General features: G+C 73.6%; 9 protein-coding genes. 5 read left to right on the forward strand and 4 right to left on the reverse strand.

Annotation, left to right across the window (positions count from 1 at the left end):
- Positions 1-14: 14 nt before the first annotated feature.
- From AC0B9F_RS14880 to AC0B9F_RS14890, 3 genes are all read right to left on the reverse strand, one after another.
- Entirely contained in the window at positions 15-1,559 is a 1,545-nt protein-coding gene (locus AC0B9F_RS14880; protein WP_472002523.1) for an alpha/beta hydrolase, read from the reverse strand.
- Between the two features lie 132 nt (positions 1,560-1,691).
- Positions 1,692-3,236 (reverse strand): alpha/beta hydrolase, encoded by a 1,545-nt coding sequence (locus AC0B9F_RS14885; protein ID WP_472002525.1) that lies wholly within the window; start codon positions 3,234-3,236, stop codon positions 1,692-1,694.
- A 203-nt stretch (positions 3,237-3,439) separates the two neighbouring features.
- Entirely contained in the window at positions 3,440-6,250 is a 2,811-nt protein-coding gene (locus AC0B9F_RS14890; RefSeq protein WP_472002527.1) for a lysylphosphatidylglycerol synthase transmembrane domain-containing protein, read from the reverse strand.
- A 186-nt stretch (positions 6,251-6,436) separates the two neighbouring features.
- Between AC0B9F_RS14890 and AC0B9F_RS14895 the strand changes: the two genes are divergently transcribed.
- The 5 genes from AC0B9F_RS14895 (at position 6,437) to nudC (ending at position 16,756) form a co-directional block, all read left to right on the forward strand.
- Positions 6,437-6,856 (forward strand): MGMT family protein, encoded by a 420-nt coding sequence (locus AC0B9F_RS14895; RefSeq protein WP_472002529.1) that lies wholly within the window; start codon positions 6,437-6,439, stop codon positions 6,854-6,856.
- 258 nt (positions 6,857-7,114) lie between these two features.
- Positions 7,115-10,600, forward strand: coding sequence for a UvrD-helicase domain-containing protein (locus AC0B9F_RS14900; protein WP_472002531.1), 3,486 nt, complete (start codon positions 7,115-7,117; stop codon positions 10,598-10,600).
- Between the two features lie 101 nt (positions 10,601-10,701).
- Positions 10,702-14,205, forward strand: coding sequence for an ATP-dependent helicase (locus AC0B9F_RS14905; protein WP_472002533.1), 3,504 nt, complete (start codon positions 10,702-10,704; stop codon positions 14,203-14,205).
- Positions 14,206-14,260: 55 nt separating this feature from the next.
- Complete coding sequence (locus tag AC0B9F_RS14910; RefSeq protein ID WP_472002535.1) at positions 14,261-15,664, forward strand: dipeptidase; 1,404 nt, start codon at positions 14,261-14,263, stop codon at positions 15,662-15,664.
- A gap of 150 nt (positions 15,665-15,814) precedes the next feature.
- Positions 15,815-16,756 (forward strand): NAD(+) diphosphatase, encoded by a 942-nt coding sequence (gene nudC, locus AC0B9F_RS14915; protein WP_472002537.1) that lies wholly within the window; start codon positions 15,815-15,817, stop codon positions 16,754-16,756.
- A gap of 88 nt (positions 16,757-16,844) precedes the next feature.
- Here the strand turns inward: nudC and AC0B9F_RS14920 are convergent, their stop codons facing one another.
- A complete protein-coding gene (locus AC0B9F_RS14920) occupies positions 16,845-17,087 on the reverse strand; it encodes a mycoredoxin (RefSeq protein ID WP_472002538.1) in 243 nt (80 codons plus the stop codon).
- Between the last annotated feature and the right edge of the window lie 114 nt (positions 17,088-17,201).

Consider the following 17,201-nt stretch of genomic DNA (forward strand, 5'->3'; position numbering starts at 1 on the left):
GGCCCCCGCCGTCTTCATGAGCAGACCGTGCCGGTTCTCGGCAGCGTGCCCTTCAGCAGGTACGCGTTCACCGCCGAGTCCACGCAGTCGCTGCCACTGCCGTACGCGCCGTGGCCCTCGCCCTTCCAGGTGAGGAGGGCGCCGACGTTCTTGCCGAGTTCGTCGGCCATGTGGCGGGCTCCCTCGTAGGGGGTGGCCGGGTCGCCCGTGTTGCCCACGACCAGGATGGGGGCCGCGCCCGGGGCGCTCACCTGCGGTGTCTCGTACTGGCCCGGGACCGGCCAGTCGTGGCACCAGCCGGCCGTGTCCCAGGCGAGGTAGGGGCCGAAGACCGGCGAGATGCGGGTGAAGGAGGCCAGGCGCTGCTTCGTCTCGCGCGGCGTCGGGCGCTGCTTCTCGTCCAGGCAGGATATGAGCCGCTGGGAGTGGGACGACGTGCCGTAGTGACCCGAGACGTCGCGTTCGTTGTAGCCGTCGGCGAGGGCCAGCAGTTCCGTGCCGTCGCCGCGTTCCGCGGCGCCGAGCGCGCTGGTCAGACTCGGCCAGCTCTGCTCGCTGTACAGCGGCAGGACGATGCCGGTCACCGCGAGGGTCTGGGTCAGCTTCCGCCCGGACGTGGTGGGCAGCGGACGGGTGTCCAGGCGGCTCAGCAGGTCGGCGATCGTGCGGGTGCCCTGCTCGGGGTCCTGGCCGGTGGACTTGAGGTAGTCGTCCAGGGCCCGCTGGAAGCCCCGGGTCTGGTTCTCCGCGTGGCCCACGGTGTCGGCGCTCGGGTCGACCACCGCGTCCAGCACCAGCCGGCCCACGGTGCGCGGGAACAGGTGGGCGTAGACGCCGCCCAGTTCGGTGCCGTAGGAGATGCCGAAGTAGTGCATCTTCGCGTCGCCGAGGACCTGGCGCATCAGGTCCATGTCGCGTGCGGTGTCGGTGGTGGACACGTGCCCCATCAGCTCGCCGGCGGCCTGACGGCAGCCCTTGCCGAAGGCCGTGGCGTCCGCGAGGAACGCCCGCTCCTCGGCCGGGGTGTCCGGAGTCGCGTCGATCGCCTCGGCGGCCTCGATCTGCCGGTCGCCGCGGCAGCGCACGCCCTCGCTGGCGGCCACCCCGCGCGGGTCCCAGCTGACCAGGTCGTAGTGGGCACGCAGCCGCGCGACGAGCGGTGCGTACGACGGCATGCCGGCCACGCCGGAGCCGCCCGGGCCGCCGAAGTTGAACAGCAGCGAACCGATGCGGTCGCCGCCGTCGGCCTTGGCCCGGATCAGGGCGATGCCGATGGTCGGGCCGGCCGGACGCGACCAGTCCAGCGGTGCCTTGAGCGTGGCGCACTGCCAGTCGCCGCTCGGCGCGGGGGAGCCGGCGGTGCTCTTGCAGCGGCCCCAGTCGAGCTTCTGCGCGGTGAGCGCGGGCGGCAGTCCCGTCGTCGTGCCCGATGCGGTCGCCGATGGGCGCGCGGCGCTCCTCTTCGGTGTGCCGTCGCCAGGTGACGAGCCCCCGTCGCAGCCGGACAGCAGCAGTGCGGCAGCGGCTGTGAGCGCCGCCCACCGGATCGAACGTGCCATGGCCTTGTCCCCCCGTCGTGAACCGTCCGCACCGGGCAGCGAACGGCGGTCAGGCCATCGTAGGTGGATCGGACCGGAGCCGGTGGAGCCTGTGGATAACCCTGTGACCTGGGGGTTCGGGGTATGGCGCGGTCAGGAGCAGACCGTGCCGGCCGGCGGAACCTTTCCGTCCAGCAGGTAGCCGTTCACCGCGGACTGCACGCACTTGTTCTTGCTGTCGTAGGCGCCGTGGCCCTGCCCCTTGTACGTCAGCTCCACCCCGACACCCTTGCCGAGTGCGTCCACCATCTTGCGGGCGCCCTCGTACGGCGTGGCCGGGTCGCCGGTGTTGCCCACGACGAGGATCGGGGCCGAACCGGGCGCGCTGACATCGGGATGGTCGGCGGCGCCGGGCACCGCCCAGTCGGTGCAGCTGACCATGGACCAGGCCAGGAAGTCGCCGAACAGCGGCGAGGCAGCCCGGAAGGCGGGCAGTTTCTGCTGGACGTAGTCGGCGGTATAGCGCGCTTTGTCGTCGGCGCAGTTGATGGAGATGTTGGCGGCGGTGATGTTGCTGTACTCGCCGTTCTCGTTGCGCCCGTTCATCGAGTCGGACAGGGCCATGAGGATCCTGCCGTTGCCGCTGTAGGCCTCCTGGAGGCCCTCGGTGAGGTACTCCCAGAAGTCCTTGGAGTACAGGGCCTGCGCGATGCCGTTGGTCGCGGCCGTCTGCGTCAGCTGGCGCGGGAAGATGCCCGGGATCGGCTTGCGGTCGAGGTCCCGCAGCAGTTTGGCGATGCGGTCCTTGACGGCCTGCGGTGTGTCCCCGAGCGGGCAGTCCTCCGTCTTGGAGGTGCAGTCCTTCGCGAAGTTGTCCAGGGCGAGCTGGAAGCCCTTGGCCTGGCCGAGCGCGCCCTGCTCGGCGTTCTGTGTCGGGTCGACGACCGCGTCGAAGACGGCCCGCCCGACGCGCCGCGGGAACAGGTGGGCGTAGACGCCGCCGAGCTCGGTGCCGTAGGAGATGCCGAAGTAGTACAGCTTGTCGTCGCCGAGGACCTGGCGCATCAGGTCCATGTCGCGGGCCGCGTCCGTGGTGCGCACATGCGGCAGAACGCGCTTGGAGTTGTGCTCGCAGGCCGCGTTGAAGTCCTTCGTGTTGTCGAGGTACGTCGTGCGTTCGGCGGTGTCGTCCGGGGTGGCGTCCTGCTGGAAGTAGCTGTCGAGCTGCTCGTCGTTCTCGCACTTCACCGGCGCGCTGCGGCCCACCCCGCGCGGGTCGAAGCTGACCAGGTCGAAGCGGGTGCGCAGGGTGGCGTAGTCCTGCCCGAAGGCGGGCAGAGTCGTCACGCCGGAGCCGCCGGGCCCGCCGAAGTTGAAGATCAGGGAGCCGATGCGCCGGTTCTGCGGGCCGCTGGCCTTGGCCCGGACCAGCGCGATGCCGATGGTGTCGCCCTTGGGTTTGGCCCAGTCGAGAGGGGCCTTCATGGTCGCGCACTGCCACTGGCCGCCGTTCGGCAGCGGAGAGGGAGCATTGCCGCCGCCCTCCGCCTGCGAGGGGGCGGGACAGTCCTTCCAGCTCAGCTTCTGATCCGTCAGGTCCTCGTCCTTGTTGCCGTCACCGCAGGCTGTCAGGGCTGCCGACAGCAGCAGGGCGGTGGCGGTCAGGGCGGCGGCGCGCAGCCGGGAGGGGTTGGGCATGATCCCATCGTGCGGTCACGCGCGCCCACGTGCGCGTGGCGCGGGCCGTTGGGGGGACGCAGGAGCGGCGGCGTCCCCGCGCGGAGCCGTGGGGCTCGCCTCCCGGACCCGCCCTTACGGGCCCGCCACGGGCCCCGCCGTTACGGTCCCGCAGCGCTCCCTCGCCCTGGGCCCTGGCGGCCCCGCAGCGCTCCCTCGCGGCCCTACAGCGCTCCCTTGCGCGTGAGCTGGTTGAACGCCAGCCAGCCCGGCAGCACGGGAAGCCACAGCGTGAGCAGCCGGAACAGCAGAACGGAGGGCGCGGCGACCTCCTTGGGCAGGCCGACGGCGATCAGGCCGAGGGTCAGGGACGCCTCGACGGCGCCGACCCCGCCCGGAGTGGGCGCGGCCGAGCCGAGCGCGTTGCCGGCCAGGAAGACGACGGCGACGCTGGCGATGCTCAGCGAGGCCGAGCCGCCGCCGAAGGCGCGGATGGAGGCGTCCAGGCACATCACGAAGCAGGCGGTGAGCAGCAGCATGCCGCCGATGCCGGTGACGAGCTTCTGCGGCCGCTGCAGCACGTCCAGCATGCGCGGGATGACGCCCGCGAACAGCGACCGCACGCGCGTGACGATGAACTTCCGCAGGAACGGCACCGACGTGACCACAAGGACGAGCACCGCGACGGTCAGCAGACCGGCGATGACCGTGCGGGACGGCGACAGCGACGGCGTCTTCTCGGTGCCCGTCAGATAGCCGAACGACAGCAGCATCAGGATGTGCGCGCCGAGCCCGAACAGCTGCGAGGCGCCCACGCTCGCCACCGCGAGCCCCGGCCGCACCCCGGCGCGCTGCAGGAAGCGCGTGTTCAGGGCGACGCCGCCGACCGCGGGGGGAGCGACGATCTTCACGAAGGACCCGGCGACCTGCGCGGCCACCGTCCTCGGGAACGGCACCCGCTCGGGCACGAAGCCCAGCAGGCTCATCGCCGCGGCCACATAGCTCAGCGCGGAGAACAGCACGGCCGCGGCCACCCAGCCCCACTGGGCATGGGCCATGAGCGGCCCGACCTCGATGTGAGTGAGCTGGGTGAGCAGGAAGTACGCGCCGATGGCGCCGGCGATGAAGCTGATCAGCGTGCGCGGCCGGACCCGTTCCAGCCGGGCGGGCTCGACCGGCGCCTGCGGCCTGATCAGCAGCACCTCGTGCCGGATCTGGCTGAGCAGATCCTCCTCGCGCGCCTCCTCGCGGGCCTCCTCCAGGGCCTCGTCGACAGCCCGCTTCTCGGCCCGCGCGTGCGCCCGTACGGCCTTCTTGTCGTCCTTGTCCGGCGGGGTCGCGCCCTCTTCGTGGGCCTCGGCGCGGGACTGCTTGGCGTGCTTGGCGGCTTCCAGGACCGCATCGCGCTCGCGCTGGGCACGCTCGCGTGCCAGTCTGCGCAGCGTCGCGCGCGTGGAGCGGGTCAGCGCGATCGGCTGGAGCATCGGCAGGCAGTCGGCCACGGCGTCGGGGCCGAGGACGCTCACCGCCGAGGCCACCGCCCGCTCGGCGCCCACCCGCAGGCCCAGCGTGGTCACCAGCTGGGCGACGTCCATGCGCAGCAGCAGATCGCCGGCCGCGATCTCACCGCCCCGCAGGTCGGTGAGGATCACCCTGCCGGAACGATCCACCAGAATCGCGTCACCGGCCAGCCTGCGGTGGGCGATGCGCCGCGACTGCAGGGCGCGTACCTGGTGCCAGGCGTTGAGCAGCAGGTCGTCGGTGATCTCCGCGTCGGCCAGGGAGTCCAGGGTGCGTCCGCCGGTGTGCTCGTAGACGAGCATGACGGCGTCGGGTCCGAGCTCGGAGGTGGCGATCAGCTTGGGCGCGTTGGCGCCGGCGGCGATCGCCGCGTAGGCCAGCAGCGCCTCCTGCTCCAGGGCCTGGCGCAGCGACTGCAGGCTGCTGCGGGTGGCGAAGCCGCGCAGGGTCAGGTTGCGCCAGGCGCGGTAGAAGAAGCCCTGGGCCTGCTGCTCGCGGTCGACGACCGTGACGTCCAGCGGCGGGCCGTCCTCCAGGGTGACGAAGTAGCGCCGGCCGCGGTCGCCGTTGTCGGCGGTCTCCGGCGCCTCCTCGCGGGCGGCGCTGACCGGGTGGAAGCCCACGGTCCGCAGGCCCGCCATCAGGGTGCGGCCGGTGGGGCGGACATTGGGCGAGCCGACCGCGTACAGGGTGCCGTAGGCCACGGTCCAGCCGATGAGCACCGTCAGGATGATCGAGAACGGTGTGGTGTAGCCGGTGACCAGCATCGAGAAGGCGTCGAGGAGCAGCACGATCCACAGCACGGCCCGCCAGCGCGGCCTGCGGGACATGCCGACGGCGGTCATGTACGCGATGACCGGGGCGAGGTAGCCGTGCACCGGGTCGGTCAGCGCGTGGATGTCGCCCGGGGAGGGCTGGGTGAGCGCCTCCTGGATGGAGCCGGGTGCGCCCTTGGCGACCCACAGGTCCGTGGCGAGCGTCACGCCGTGCGCGAGGACGGCCGCGAGGACGCCGTCCGCGATGCGCAGCCCGTCCCGTTTGATCAGCCGCTCGATCGCGAACGCGACGGGCACCAGCAGGATCGCGATGCTGGAGGCCAGACCCGCGATCTTGATGAGCAGGTCGGGCGCCTGTCCGGTGCCCTTGTTGATGTCCTGCTCGAGACCGGAGGTGGTGCCGTGCGCGAACGCGGCGATGCCCAGCAGGACGACGACGGCGAGCACGCCCACCGCCAGCCGCATCAGGTCCGAGGGGCGGTGCACGCGCGCGGGGAGCAGCGGTTCGTCGCCCTCCACCTCGTCGATATGGGTCACGTCACCTGCCTCGTCACCGCCGCGCGAGGCGTCGTCCGTGTCCTTCGCGCGCCGCACGGGCTGGTCGCCGTTCGTGGGCTCGTCGTCTGTGCCGGGGCTCGCGGGCTCGCCGCCCTGGTCGCCGCTGCCGCCGGTGCCCGGGCGCGACGCAGCGTCAGAGGTGCCCTCCGCGTCCCCGGGGTGCACGCCCTGCTGCTTCATCGCCTCTTCTTGATCTCGTATCACCGGTCACCGCCCGCACGATGGTGGCATGCCCCACCGACACACGCGGGCATCAGGGTGCACCTGCGGGGGCGCACAGTCTGCCCGAAGCACCGCCCGGGGGCGAGAGTCACCCACCGTGTGGAACCGGTCACGCTGTCGGTGGGGTGGTGCAGGATGGGACGAATGAGCGAGCAGAGCCTGCCGGACGACGCCCGTCCGGAGTACGCCGCCGCCCGCCCCGCGGACGTCGTCGCGGACGCCGACGCGCTCCCGGAGTACGCCGAGCGCGTCCTCGAGGTCGCCGAGCTGATCCCGCCGGGGCGCGTCATGACGTACGGGGACGTCGCCGAGTGGCTGGAGGAGGGCGGGCCCCGCCAGGTCGGCCGGGTGATGTCCCTGTACGGCGGCGCCGTCCCGTGGTGGCGCGTCGTACGGGCCGACGGGGTGCTGCTGCCGGGCCACGAGCAGCGGGCGCTCGCCCACTACCGCGTGGAGGGCACCCCGCTGAAGGAGGCGAGCCGGGCCGCGCAGGGCCATCTGCCGCGCCTCGACATGAAACGCGCGCGGTGGGACGGCGGCGGACGCGCTGACGCTCACACCTGACAGCTTCCGCCATGCGGCCCGCCTCGGTGTGACCGGTGACCCGTACGGGTGAACGAGGGCACTGCCGTGGCATGACGTACGTTCGAGGGGCGAGGGACTCGCGTGGCGCGAGCGTCGGACGGGAAGAAGCGGAAGTCCTGCTTCCGCCCGACCGCCCGGCGTAGCGTCGCCTGCGCGTGTCCCCCTCGTCCCGCGGCCACCACCGCGCACGCGCGGGTGGTCGCACACCCAGCACACCCACCAGGACCGGCGAACCACGTGAGCTCCTCTTCCTCCACCAGGCGCCTGACGCACCCCCAGGTGCGTCAGGGGAGCCGTGGCGCCTACCGACTCCTGCGTACCCCGCCACAGCGTCCGGACCCCCCTCGTCTGGACGCCGCCCAGCGCGCCGTGGTTGACCACGACACCGGCCCGCTGCTCGTCCTCGCAGGTCCCGGCACCGGAAAGACCACCACCCTCGTCGAGTCCGTGGCCGCCCGCGTCGCCCGCGGCGGTGACCCCGCGCGCGTGCTCGTGCTGACGTTCAGCCGCAAGGCCGCCGTCGAGCTGCGCGACCGCATGGCGCTGCGCATGGGGGCGGCCCGCGCCCCCCGGGCGACCACCTTCCACTCCTTCTCCTACGCCCTCGTCCGCGCCCATCAGGACAGCGAACTGTTCGCCGAGCCGCTGCGGCTGCTGTCCGGCCCCGAGCAGGACGTCACCGTCCGCGAACTGCTCGCCGGCGAGATCGACCTGGAGAAGCTCGGCCTCGCGCACGTGCGCTGGCCGGACGAGCTGCGCGCCTGCCTGACCACGCGCGGCTTCGCCGACGAGGTCCGTGCCGTCCTCGCCCGCAGCCGGGAACTCGGACTCGGGCCCGACGCCCTGGACGCCTTCGCCCGCCGCATCGGCCGCCCCGACTGGCGCGCGGCGGCCGCGTTCCTCGCCGAGTACCTCGACGTTCTCGACCTGCAGGGCGTCCTCGACTACGCCGAACTGGTCCACCGCGCGGTGCTCCTCGCCAGCCGCCCCGAGGTCGCCCGCGAGCTGGCCGCCCGCTACGACGCCGTGTACGTCGACGAGTACCAGGACACCGACCCGGCGCAGGTACGGCTGCTGCACGCGCTCGCCGGCGGCGGACGCGACCTCGTGGCCTTCGGCGACCCCGACCAGTCGATCTACGCCTTCCGGGGCGCCGACGTGAACGGCATCCTCGACTTCCCGCACGCCTTCCCGCGCGCGGACGGCCGCCCCGCTCCCGTCGCGGTGCTGCGCACCTCCCGCCGCTCCGGCGCGGGCCTGCTCGCCGCCACCCGGCTCATCACCCAGCGGATGCCGCTGACCCGGCTGCCCGCCGAGAAGGTGCGGGCCCACCGTGAGCTGACGCCGGTGCGCGACGGCGGTCGCGTCGAGGTGTACACGTACCCGACGTCCGGTACGGAACTGGACAACATCGCCGACATCCTGCGCCGCGCTCATCTGGAGGACGGCGTCCCCTGGCGCGACATGGCCGTCCTGGTGCGCGCGGGCGCGCGGACCATCCCGGCGGTCCGCCGCGCCCTGACCGCCGCGGGCGTCCCGCTGGACATCGACGGCGACGACCTGCCCCTGCGCCACGAACCGGCCGTGGCGCCCCTGCTGACGGCCCTGCGGGCGGTGGCCACGGCGGAGGCGCACACGGGAGCCGACGGGGCTGATGGAGCGCAGGGTGCCGACGGAGCTGATGGAGCGCAGGGTGCCGACGAGGCCGACGGAGCTGACGGGGCCGACGTTGCGGAGGTCACCGGCGACGCGGCGATCGGGATCGTCGCACCCGGGGCGGAAGCCACCGCCCACGAAGCGGACGGCGCCGACCCCGAGGAGGCCGGCGCCGCGCGCCGCCCCACCCCCTGCTGGCTCGACACCGACACCGCCCTCACCCTGCTCGCCTCCCCGCTCGCCGGTATGGACGCCGCCGACCTGCGCCGCCTCGGGCGCGCCCTGCGTGAGGAGGAGCGCGCCGCCGGCAACCCGCTGCCGCCGCCCTCCGACGACCTGCTCGCCCGCGCCCTCGCCGAGCCGGAACGCCTCGCCGTGCACGACCCGACGTACGCGCGTGGCGCCCAGCGCCTCGGCGCGCTGCTGCGCAAGGCGCGTGAGCGCCTGGCCTCAGGCGGAACGACCGAAGAGGCCCTGTGGGACCTGTGGGAGGGCACGCCGTGGCCCGGGCGCCTGGAGCGGGCCGCCCGGCGCGGCGGCGCGGCCGGCCGCAACGCCGACCGCGACCTGGACGCGGTGTGCGCGCTGTTCGCGACGGCCGCCCGCGCGGAGGAGCGCACCGGCGGACGGGGCGCGCTGAACTTCCTCGAACAGATCGAGGCGGAGGACATCGCCGCCGACACCCTCACCCGGCGCGCGGTGCGCACGGACGCCGTCCGGCTGATGACCGCGCACCGCTCCAAGGGCCTGGAGTGGCGCCTGGTCGTCGTCGCGGGCGTCCAGGAGGGCCTGTGGCCGGACCTGCGCCGCCGCGGCTCCCTGCTGGAGGCCGACCGCATCGGCCGCGACGGTCTCGCCCAGCCCCTCACCCCGGCCGCCCTGCTCGCCGAGGAGCGCCGCCTGTTCTACGTCGCCGCCACACGCGCGCGTGAACGCCTCGTCGTCACCGCGGTGAAGGCCCCCGCCGACGACGGCGACCAGCCCTCCCGCTTCCTGGCCGAACTCGGCGTCGAGCCGAAGGACGTCACGGGCCGCCCGCGCCGCCCGTTGTCGGTCGCCGCCCTGGTCGCCGAGCTACGCGCCACCACCGTCGACCCGCGGGCCTCGGACGCCCTGAGGGAGGCCGCCGCCCGGCGCCTGGCCCGCCTCGCCGCGCTCGCCGACGAGGACGGCCGCCCCCTGGTGCCGTCCGCGCACCCCTACCGCTGGTGGGGCATGTGGGACCCCACCGAGTCCAAGGTGCCGCTGCGCGACCGCGACCAGCCCGTCGTGCTGTCCGGCAGCGCCCTGGACCAGCTCGCCAACACCTGCGCCCTGCAGTGGTTCCTGGGCCGCGAGGTCAAGGCCGACGCCCCCGCGACCGCCGCCCAGGGCTTCGGCAACGTCGTCCACGTCCTCGCCGACGAGGTCGCCTCCGGGCACACCCCGGCCGACCTCGCCGTGCTGATGGAACGCCTGGAGACGGTGTGGAACGCGCTCGCCTTCGACGCGCCCTGGAAGTCGCAGCAGGAGAAGGACAACGCGCGCGTGGCGCTGGAGCGGTTCCTGCAGTGGCACGTCATGGACCGCGGCGGCCGCACCCCGGTGGCCAGCGAGCACGACTTCGACGTCACCCTGGAGGCGGGCGAGTACGCGGTGCGCATCCGGGGCCAGATGGACCGCGTCGAGGCCGACGCGGACGGCCGGGCCTACGTCGTCGACTTCAAGACCGGCAAGCAGGCCCCCAGCTCCGCCGAGGTGACCCGCCACCCGCAGCTCGCCGTCTACCAGCTGGCCGTCCGCGAGGGCGCCGTCGACGAGGCCTTCGACGGGGCGCGCCCCGAGCCGGGCGGCGCGGAGCTGGTCCAGCTGCGGCAGGGCGCCGCGCAACGCGACGGCGGCGAGACGCTGCCCAAGGTGCAGGCGCAGGAGCCGCTGGAGGGGGAGTGGGTCGGCGACCTGCTGGCCACAGCGGCCGGCAAGGTGCTCGACGAACGGTTCGCGCCGACCGCGGGCCAGCACTGCACGCACTGCGCGTTCCGGGCCTCGTGCAGTGCGCGGCCGGAGGGCCGGCACGTCGTCGAGTGAGCGGCGTGACCTACCGCACCTCCCCTGCTGACCTGCGCTTCTCCTGCCCCGGAAGGTGAGGTGGCACTCCGCTGTCAGTGGCCGCCGCTAGCCTCTTCCGAGTGTCCGCACGCATCACCGACCCCGAGCAGCTCAAAGAGCTCCTCGGCATCCCCTTCACCCCGGAGCAGACGGCCTGCATCACCGCGCCGCCCGCCCCGCAGGTGATCGTGGCCGGCGCCGGGTCCGGCAAGACGACGGTGATGGCGGCGCGCGTGGTGTGGCTGGTCGGCACCGGTCAGGTCGCCCCCGAACAGGTCCTGGGCCTGACGTTCACCAACAAGGCCGCCGGCGAACTCGCCGACCGCGTCCGCAAGGCGCTGATCAAGGCCGGCGTCACCGACCCCGACCTCATCGACCCGGACAACCCCCCCGGCGAGCCGGTGATCTCCACCTACCACGCGTTCGCCGGCCGCCTGCTGACCGACCACGGCCTGCGCCTCGGCCTGGAGCCCACCTCCCGGCTGCTCGCCGACGCCAGCCGCTTCCAGCTCGCCGCGCGCGTGCTGCGCGAGGCACCCGGCCCCTACCCCGCGCTCACCCGCTCCTTCCCCGACCTGGTCAGCGACCTGCTCGTCCTCGACGCCGAACTCGCCGAACACCTCGTGCGCCCCGAGGCACTGCGCGCCCACGACGCCGAGCTGCTGCTCACCCTGCGGGCCGCCAAGCTCTCCAACGCCGACCTGCGCAAGGTCCCCGAGACCGCCGCCGCCCGCCGGGAACTGACCGACCTGGTCCGGCGCTACCGCAGCGCCAAACGCGAACGGGACCTGCTCGACTTCGGTGACCAGATCGCGCTGGCCGCACAGCTCGGCGAGCTGCCCGAGGTGGGCCGCGTGCTGCGTGAGGAGTTCCGCGTGGTGCTCCTCGACGAGTACCAGGACACCTCCGTCGCCCAGCGCGTGATGCTCGCCGGCCTCTTCGGCGGCGGCACCGGGCACCCGGTCACCGCCGTCGGCGACCCCTGCCAGGCCATCTACGGCTGGCGTGGCGCCTCCGTCGCCAACCTCGACGACTTCCCCGAGCACTTCTCGCGCGCCGACGGCCGCCCCGCCACCCGGCAGGCGCTCAGCGAGAACCGCCGCAGCGGCGGCCGCCTCCTCGACCTGGCCAACCACCTCGCCGAGCCACTGCGCGCGATGCACGCGGGCGTGCAGGCCCTGCGTCCCGCGCCGGGAGCCGAACGCGACGGCATGGTCCGCTGCGCCCTGCTGCCCACCCACGCCGAGGAGATCGACTGGATCGCCGAGTCGATCGCCCACCTCGTGCGCACCGGCACCCCGCCCGGCGAGATCGCCGTCCTGTGCCGCACGGCGAACGACTTCGCCGAGATCCAGGGCGCCCTCGTCGCGCGGGACGTCCCTGTCGAGGTCGTCGGCCTGTCCGGTCTGCTGCACCTGCCCGAGGTCGCCGACCTGGTCGCCGTGTGCGAGGTCCTCCAGGACCCCGGCGCCAACGCCGCCCTGGTGCGTCTGCTCACCGGCCCGCGCTGGCGCATCGGCGCCCGCGACCTGGCGCTGCTGGGCCGCCGGGCCCGGCTGCTGGTGTCCCACACGCGCGTGGCCGACGGCGACGACCCGGACCGGCGCCTCGCCGAAGCGGTCGAGGGAGTGGACCCGGCGGAGGTGATATCGCTCGCGGACGCCCTCGACACCTTCCTGGAGACGCCCCTGGCGGAGGGTGACGACGGGCTGCCGTTCTCGCCGGACGCGCGCGTGCGCTTCGCCCGCCTCGCCGCCGAACTGCGCGACCTGCGCCGCTCCCTGTCCGACCCGCTCATGGACGTCCTGCACCGGGTCCTCGCCGTCACCGGCCTGGAGGTCGAGCTGTCGGCGTCCCCGCACGCGCTGGCCGCCCGCCGCCGCGAGACGCTGTCCAACTTCCTCGACGTCGCCGCGTCCTTCGCCGCCAACGACAGCGAGGCCACCCTGCTGGCGTTCCTCGGCTTCCTGCGCACCGCCGCCCAGTACGAAAAGGGCCTCGACAACGCGCTGCCCGGCGGGGAGGACACCGTCAAGGTGCTCACCGCGCACAAGTCCAAGGGCCTGGAGTGGGACGTCGTCGCCGTCCCCGGCCTGGTCACCGGCACCTTCCCCAGCGGGCAGGGGCGCGAGAAGTGGACCGCGCAGGCCAAGGTGGTGCCGCACGTTCTGCGCGGAGACGCCGACACCCTGCCCGACGTGCAGGCGTGGGACGCGCGCGGCATGAAGGCCTTCCACGAGGCCATGAAGGACCACCAGCACACCGAGGAACTCCGCCTCGGCTACGTCACCTTCACCCGCCCCCGCTCCCTGCTGCTCGGCTCCGGCCACTGGTGGGGGCCCAGCCAGAAGAAGCCGCGCGGCCCGTCCGACTTCCTGCTCGCCCTGTACGAGCACTGCGTCGCCGGGCACGGCGAGATCGAGGCCTGGGCCGACGAGCCCGAGGAGGGCGCGGAGAACCCCGCCCTGCACCGGGCCGGGGCGGAGCAGGCCTGGCCGCTGCCCCTGGACGAGGCCGCCCTCGCCCGCCGCCGGGCCGCCGCCGAGACGGTCCTCGCCCACCTCGACGCGCTCGCCGCCGGTGACACCACGGCGACGCACGACCCGGACACGTTCGGCGACCCGGACTGGCCGCCGCCACCCGAGGACGACGAGCCGCCGTACGACGAGCTGTCCCATGAGGAGCCGCCCTACGACGCGCTGTCCCACGAGGAGCCGCCGTACGACGAACCCGACCCGTTCGCGGACGGCCCGGACCGGGACACCTGGCCGGCCGAGCGCCCGACGGTGCCCCACCAGGCCACAGCGCCCGAGCCCGCCGTCACCCGGCCCCGCGCCGACGAGCCGGACCCCCTCGCTCCCGGCGGCCCCCTCACCCCCGAGGAGGCCCGCGTCATCGCCTCCTGGGACCGCGACCTCGACGCCCTCACCGGTGAGCTCCTGCGCGCCCGCGAGGCCGTCACGGACGTACCCCTGCCTGCGTCGCTGACCGCCTCGCAACTGCTGCGCCTGGCGGCCGACCCGGACGGCTTCGCGCAGGAGCTGGCGCGCCCGATGCCGCGTCCGCCGCAGCCGGCCGCCCGCCGGGGCACCCGCTTCCACGCGTGGGTGGAGGCCCGCTTCGAAGCGCTGAAGCTGCCCCTGCTGGAGCCGGACGAGCTGCCCGGAAGCGACGCCGAGATCGCCGACGAACACGACCTGGAGTCCCTCAAGGACGCCTTCGAACGCACCGAGTACGCCCACCGCACCCCCTACCGCGTGGAGGCGCCCTTCCAGCTGTCCCTCGCCGGACGCGTGATCCGCGGCCGCATCGACGCCGTCTACCGCGACGGCGACGGGGACGACGCGACGTACGAGATCGTCGACTGGAAGACCAGCCGCCACCGCGACGCGGACCCGCTCCAGCTCGCCGTCTACCGGCTGGCCTGGGCCGAGCAGCAGGGCGTCGATGTGGGATCGGTCACGGCGGCGTTCGTGTACGTGCGCACCGGGCAGGTCGTGCGACCGGACGATCTGCCCGACCGCGCCGCGCTGGAGCGGCTCCTCACTCAGGAACCTGCCACCGGGGCCACAACGCGCACGTGAAGGTGTGACGAACCGCCCAACCAGGATGTCAGCGGGTGCCGATAGGCTCGTGACCATGAGCCAGACCCCGGACAGCGCCGTCCGCCAGTACATCGAGCAGCATCGCGCCGCCTTCCTCGACGACCTGTCCGCGTGGCTGCGCATCCCGTCCGTGTCGGCCCAGCCCGACCACGCGCCCGATGTACGCCGCAGCGCCGACTGGCTCGCCGCCAAGCTGACGGAGACCGGCTTCCCGACCGCCGAGGTCTGGCCGACCCCCGGAGCGCCCGCCGTCTTCGCCGAGTGGCCCTGCGACGACCCCGAGGCGCCCACGGTCCTCGTCTACGGCCACCACGACGTGCAGCCCGCCGCCCGCGAGGACGGCTGGGACAGCGAGCCGTTCGAGCCGGTCGTGCGCCACGGCCGCCTGTACGCGCGTGGCGCCGCCGACGACAAGGGCCAGGTCTTCTTCCACACCCTCGGGGTGCGCGCCCACCTGGCCGCGACCGGCCGCACCGCCCCGGCCGTCCACCTCAAGCTGCTGATCGAGGGCGAGGAGGAGTCCGGCTCGCCGCACTTCCGCGCCCTGGTCGAGGAGCGCGCCGGCCGGCTCGCCGCCGACGCCGTGATCGTCTCCGACACCGGCATGTGGGCCGAGGACACCCCGACCGTGTGCACCGGCATGCGCGGCCTCGCCGAGTGCGAGATCCGCCTGTACGGCCCGGACCAGGACATCCACTCCGGCTCGTTCGGCGGTGCCGTGCCCAACCCGGCCACCGCCGCCGCCCGCCTGGTCGCCGCCCTGCACGACGAGCACGCACGCGTGGCGATCCCCGGCTTCTACGACGGCGTCGTCGAGCTGACCGACCGCGAGCGCGAACTGTTCGCCGAGCTGCCCTTCGACGAGCAGCGCTGGCTGGGCACGGCCAAGTCGTACGCCGGCCACGGCGAGGCGGGCTACTCCACCCTGGAGCGCGTCTGGGCCCGCCCGACCGCCGAGGTCAACGGCATCGGCGGCGGCTACCAGGGCCCCGGCAGCAAGACGATCATCCCGTCCTCGGCCATGGTGAAACTCTCCTTCCGGATGGTCGCGGGCCAGGACCCCGCCCACATCGAGAAGGTGGTCCGCGCCTGGGCCGCCGACCAGGTGCCGGCCGGGATCCGCCAGGAGATCACCTTCGGCGCCGCCACGCGCCCGTGCCTGACCCCGCTGGACCACCCGGCGCTGCAGTCCGTCGTACGCGCCATGGGCCGCGCCTTCGAGCAGCCCGTCCGCTTCACCCGCGAGGGCGGCTCCGGACCGGCCGCCGACCTTCAGGAAGTCCTCGGCGCCCCGGTGCTGTTCCTCGGCATCTCCGTCCCGTCCGACGGCTGGCACGCCCCGAACGAGAAGGTCGAGCTGGACCTGCTCCTCAAAGGCGTCGAAACCAGCGCGTACCTGTGGGCCGAGCTCGCGGACGGCCTGCGCGATGCGCCCTGACTCCGACGCACCCGACCGGGCGCCCTCGCGCCCGGGGCACACTGTAAGGACCGCCCGCCGAGCCCGCCCGGACCCGGTCGCCGCATGCCGTACCAGCCGCTGAACCACCCGCCGACCCAAACCGTTCCACCGGGGGAGTTGGAAGCACCCGTGACCACCTGGACCGACCGCACCGCCGACCGACCCATCTCGCTCACCGCGCCCAGCGGCATCGACCGGGCCGCCCACCACCGGCTCGACGAGGCCTGGCTCGCGGCGGCGTGGAGCCACCCCTCGACGCGCTGTTTCGTGGTCTCCGGCGGCCAGGTCCTCATCGACGAGACGCCCGACGGGCGCACCGAGCTCGTCATGACGCCCTCGTTCGAGGCTCCCCTCACCGAGGCCCACCGCTATTTCCTCGGCATCGACGAGGACGGCGTCAGCTACTTCGCCCTGCAGAAGGACGCGCTGCCCGGGAGGATCGACCAGTCCGCGCGCCCGGCCGGCCTGCGCGAGGCCGGGCTGCTGCTCTCCCCGCGCGACGCGGGCCTGATGGTGCACGCCGTCGGCCTGGAGAACTGGCAGCGCACCCACCGCTTCTGCTCGCGCTGCGGCGAGCGCACGGTCATCGCGGCCGCCGGGCACATCCGCCGCTGCCAGGCCTGCGGCGCCGAGCACTACCCGCGCACCGACCCGGCCGTGATCATGGCGGTCACCGACGAGGAGGACCGCATCCTGCTCGGCCGGCAGGTGCACTGGCCCGAGGGCCGCTTCTCCACACTGGCCGGCTTCGTCGAGCCCGGCGAGTCCATAGAGCACGCCGTGCGCCGTGAGGTCCACGAGGAGGTCGGCGTCAGCGTCGGGCCCGTGGAGTACGTCGCCAGCCAGCCCTGGCCGTTCCCGTCCAGCCTGATGCTCGGCTTCATGGCCCGCGCCACCTCGACCGCCATCGAAGTCGACGGCGACGAGATCCACGAGGCCCGCTGGTTCTCCCGCGACGAGCTGTCGGCCGCCTTCGATGCGGGCGAGGTCATGCCCCCTTACGGCATCTCCATCGCCGCCCGCCTGATCGAGCTGTGGTACGGCAGGCCGCTGCCGACGCGGAGCGTGTGACGCACGACCGGCATGACGAAAGGGGTGGCCGTCCCGCACCGGGACAGCCACCCCTTTCGTGTGTCGTCGCTACCGCGCGACGGACCGCTTACGCGCCGATCTTCTGCTTCACCTGCGCCAGCGACGGGTTCGTCAGCGTCGAACCGTCCGGGAAGAGCACCGTCGGCACCGTCTGGTTTCCGCCATTCGCCTTCTCCACGAAGGCCGCGGACTCCGGGTCCTGCTCGATGTTGATCTCGGTGTACGCGATGCCCTCGCGCTCCAGCTGGCTCTTCAGCCGGCGGCAGTAGCCGCACCAGGTGGTGCTGTACATCGTCACAGTGCCCAGCATGTCGTCGTGCTCCTTCGGCGGCTCGGGATCAGGTGCTCGCTGAGAGGAGAACGTACGTGAATGGGCCACCATTCCCACGACCGGTATCGACGCGAGGGTGACCCCGGTCGCACC

This window comes from Streptomyces sp. NPDC097129 (assembly GCF_055668065.1).

What these genes read in the sequence shown, in the direction of transcription:
- AC0B9F_RS14880 (WP_472002523.1), bottom strand. Translation starts at nt 1,559, where the DNA reads ATGGCACGTTCGATCCGGTGGGCGGCGCTCACAGCCGCTGCCGCACTG.
- AC0B9F_RS14885 (WP_472002525.1), bottom strand. Translation starts at nt 3,236, where the DNA reads ATGCCCAACCCCTCCCGGCTGCGCGCCGCCGCCCTGACCGCCACCGCC.
- AC0B9F_RS14890 (WP_472002527.1), bottom strand. Translation starts at nt 6,250, where the DNA reads ATGAAGCAGCAGGGCGTGCACCCCGGGGACGCGGAGGGCACCTCTGAC.
- AC0B9F_RS14895 (WP_472002529.1), top strand. Translation starts at nt 6,437, where the DNA reads ATGAGCGAGCAGAGCCTGCCGGACGACGCCCGTCCGGAGTACGCCGCC.
- AC0B9F_RS14910 (WP_472002535.1), top strand. Translation starts at nt 14,261, where the DNA reads ATGAGCCAGACCCCGGACAGCGCCGTCCGCCAGTACATCGAGCAGCAT.
- AC0B9F_RS14920 (WP_472002538.1), bottom strand. Translation starts at nt 17,087, where the DNA reads ATGCTGGGCACTGTGACGATGTACAGCACCACCTGGTGCGGCTACTGC.